The sequence below is a fragment of the bacterium genome, from assembly GCA_021158245.1.
Taxonomy (GTDB): domain Bacteria; phylum Zhuqueibacterota; class QNDG01; order QNDG01; family QNDG01; genus QNDG01.
In genome coordinates this window covers 1-3,749 of sequence record JAGGVB010000016.1, presented here as the reverse complement: position 1 = coordinate 3,749, position 3,749 = coordinate 1, and the positions used below count along the sequence as shown (strand labels likewise).

Genomic DNA, 3,749 nt, shown 5'->3' with positions numbered 1-3,749 from the left:
GGGAGGGAACATGTAAAAAATGATCCTGCGGATCTGTTTGTCTACGGTTCAGATGCATCTGTACACTTGAGTCCTGCTTCTGCAGTGGTTCAGCCTGATAAAGTTGAACATGTTCAGGAGGTTGTACGTTATGCCAATTCCCATGGTATACCAATAGTTACCAGAGGTTCGGGTTCAGGCATGTCAGGACAGGCTGTACCGATAAAGGGCGGTATAGTCATGGATATGAAGAGAATGAACCGGATTCTCGAAGTAAATCTTGAAGATGTTTATTGCAGAGTCGAGCCAGGAGTTGTGGATGCAAAACTTAATAGTGTGTTAAAACCTCACGGAGTATTCTATCCTCCTGCACCTGCATCAAGCAAGATTGCAACAATCGGAGGTGAGATTGGGAATAATGCCAGCGGTATCAGATCTGTTAAATACGGGGCTGTAAGGGATTATGTGTTGGGGATGAAAGTTGTGCTGGCTAATGGTGAACTTGTTTCCCTTGGTTCTAAAACAAGAGTAGAGGCTGCCTGTTATCAAATAGAAAGACTCATAGTAGGATCAGAAGGTACACTTGGAATTATTGTTGAAGCAACGTTGAAGTTTGTACCAATACCTAAATTCAGGTGTCTTGGAATTGCGAAATTTAATAAACTGGAAGAAGCAGGTAATGCAATAGCGGGAATAATGACCGGAGGAGCTCAGCCTTCAATGCTTGAACTAATGGATAATGTTGCTATTACAGCGGTTAATAATTCGATGAATATGGGCCTTCCTGATGTAGAGGCGGTCTTATTGTTTGAAGCAGACGGTATGATTAAAGAGGCTGTTGATTATGAAATTAAGAAAATACAGGGGTTATGTGAGACCCATAATGGATTCGGAATAGAATTGAGTTATGACGAGAAAGAGCGTTCGCGAATATATGCTGGAAGAAAGCAGTTATTTCCCTCATTATCGAGATATAAAAAAGGTTATGTTGTCACTTCTCTGGCAGATGATATGGCTGTACCGTATTCGAGGATGGCGGATATGGCTCATAAAATACACGAAATAGCAGATAGAAACAATGTTATTATGAGTGCATACGGGCATTGCGGTTCCGGCGTTATGCATACCAAGATATTGATGGATCCTATGCAGAAAGAGCAATGGAATGATGCAAGGAATGCAGTATCTGAAATATATGAGTATGTCCGGTCAATCGGAGGAACAACGTCTGCTGAACACGGGATTGGAATATCCAAGGCGCCTGATTGCAAAGAGGAGAAATCCAATGCTCTTGCTATAATGAGGGCAGTTAAAAAAGCCTTTGATCCCAACAATATATTAAACCCTGGGAAAATGATGGATGCCCCTGATGATTGGGTTACAGCGACTAAGCTTCGTTATAATGTAAGCCTTTAATAATTTATTGATAAAAACGGAAATTTTGGAGAAAATTTATGGAAACAAAGAATTTACAAGCCTGGGAAGAAGAGCTGAATATTTGCATAAGATGCTCCTACTGTTTTGAAGGATGTCCGGTTTTTAAAGAGCTCGGCTGGGAGATAGATGGGCCGAAAGGAAAACTTAATGCAGCGTATGGCCTTTTAACCGGTGATCTGGAGCCATCTGATTATCTGAGTGAGAAATTATTTCAATGTACTTTTTGTAAGGATTGTGTCGAGAGATGTTCGGCAAATGTAAATGTGCCCGGTATACTGACTGCTGCACGGGCAGATTTGTTGGAAGCAGGTTACGGTACAGAGGCACATAAACAACTTTTAGATACTATTGAAAATAGCGGTAATATATTTGATGAAGAGCTAAAATCCCCTGTTTATAATGAAGAGAAGCAGGTTTTGCTCGGCTGCAGGCTTCTCGGAAGACCGGAAGATTCAAAGAAATATCTTGATGTACTTAAAAAGCTGGGACTAAAACCTAAAACTTTTGATGAGACATGCTGCGGTATGCCCTTTGGTGTACTTGGGGATAAAAAAAGGTTTGCAGAACAGCAGGATAAATTCAGAGCGACAATCCCGGATAAAGATGAGGAAATAATCTGCCTGTGTACAACTTGTGCATACTTTATAGACCAGAACTATCCCGACCTTAAAGCAAAATATGTTATTACGGAAATTGCTGAAAGGCTTGAAAATTATGACGGTGAAATTAAACAGCTCAATAGAAAATTAACATACCATGACCCATGTAATCTGGCAAGGGGAATGGATGTTGTTGACGAACCTCGTGAAGTACTTAAAAAAATAGGTGTCGAACTTGTAGAGCTTCCCACAAACGGAAAGCAGGCAGAGTGCTGCGGAGGAGGCGGAGGACTTTTAGTCACAGATAATCCCCTTGCCTTAAAAATGGCTACAAACAGAGTGGATCAGGCTCTTGATGTGGGTGTTGATACTCTGGTAACCCTATGTCCGACTTGTGAGTTTAATATCGGCAATGCTGCAAAAGAGAACGGAGGACAGCTTGACGTGGGAAACCTCATGGATCTGATATATGAAGCTATTGTTCAGGAGTAAATTATCATGTTAATAAAAATTCCTTATGGAAAAGACGGAGCAATGGATGTAACCCTGCAGGATAAATTCGTGGGGGGCATTGTAAATCCCAACAAAGTGCCTGCAGGAGATGCTTTTCAAATAATAGAGGACGCAGTATCAAATCCTGTAAATTCAAAAAACCTTCAGGATTTTTTAAAGGGCTCAGGGGATGTACTTTTTATTGTGAATGATGCAACGCGTCCAACTCCTACTGCCAAAGTTCTGGATATAATCTATGATGATATTAAGGATTATAATATCAGATTTATTGTTGCAACCGGAATTCACCGAGCACCAACAGAGGAGGAATATCATCAAATTTTCGGAAAACATTATTTAGAATTTAAAAATGTTATTTTTGCTCATGACTCCAAAGACGAAAAAAACATGGTGTATCTCGGCAAGTCCAAGAATGGTACGGAGATGGTTGTAAACAGAATGGGAGTAGAAGCAGATAAAATAGTTATTATCGGTTCTGTAGAACCTCACTATTTTGCCGGATACACAGGCGGCCGTAAATCGTTTTTACCGGGCATTGCTTCTTATAAAACCATTGAACAGAATCATAAAATGGCATTGAGCCCTAAAGCAAAAAGCCTTGCACTGGACGGCAATCCTGTACACGAAGATATGATAGATGCTTTACAGGTTGTTAAAAAGGATATTTTTGCAATAATGACAATCCTTGACATGAATCATAACCTGTATGCAGCGACTTCCGGTGATATAAATGATTCGTTTTATAAGGCGATTGATAAAGCCAACGATGTATTTGTTGTGCCAATTAAAGAAAAGGCTGACATTGTGGTTTCAGTTGCAAAATTCCCGATGGATATTGATCTGTATCAATCTCAAAAAGCTATTGATAATGCCAAACTCGCCCTTAAAAATGACGGGATAATTATACTTGTTTCGAAATGCCGTTCAGGAGTGGGCCACGATTCTTTTGTTAATCTTATGGGTTCATGTGATTCTCCCAAAGAAGTACTTGAAAAAATAGAAAGGGAGTATGTTATAGGATATCACAAGGCTGCAAAGATGGCTGAGATTGGGCTTTGGGCTCAGACATGGGGTGTTACTGACTTGCCCCACGATGTTTTGGAAAAAGTATTTATCAGGCCATTTGATACTATTCAGGATGCTGTTGACAATGCAATTAAACTTAAAGGGGAAGATGCCAAAGTTTTGTTTATGATGGATGGAAGCGTTACAGTCCCCATG

General features: G+C 40.2%; 3 protein-coding genes. All 3 read left to right on the top strand.

The genetic code is table 11. The features are described from left to right. The coding region (locus J7K93_00985) for an FAD-binding protein (protein ID MCD6115563.1) at positions 1 to 1,395 on the top strand (1,395 nt) is incomplete at its 5' end. A 38-nt stretch (positions 1,396 to 1,433) separates the two neighbouring features. Continuing rightward, positions 1,434 to 2,507, top strand: a complete 1,074-nt coding sequence (locus tag J7K93_00980; GenBank protein MCD6115562.1) for a (Fe-S)-binding protein — start codon at positions 1,434 to 1,436, stop codon at positions 2,505 to 2,507. 6 nt (positions 2,508 to 2,513) lie between these two features. After that, positions 2,514 to 3,749 (top strand): nickel-dependent lactate racemase (gene larA, locus J7K93_00975; GenBank protein ID MCD6115561.1); only part of this gene is annotated, 1,236 nt, incomplete at its 3' end.

Excerpts from the sequence above, each read along its gene's own strand:
- J7K93_00980 (MCD6115562.1), top strand. The coding sequence starts at position 1,434 with ATGGAAACAAAGAATTTACAAGCCTGGGAAGAAGAGCTGAATATTTGC.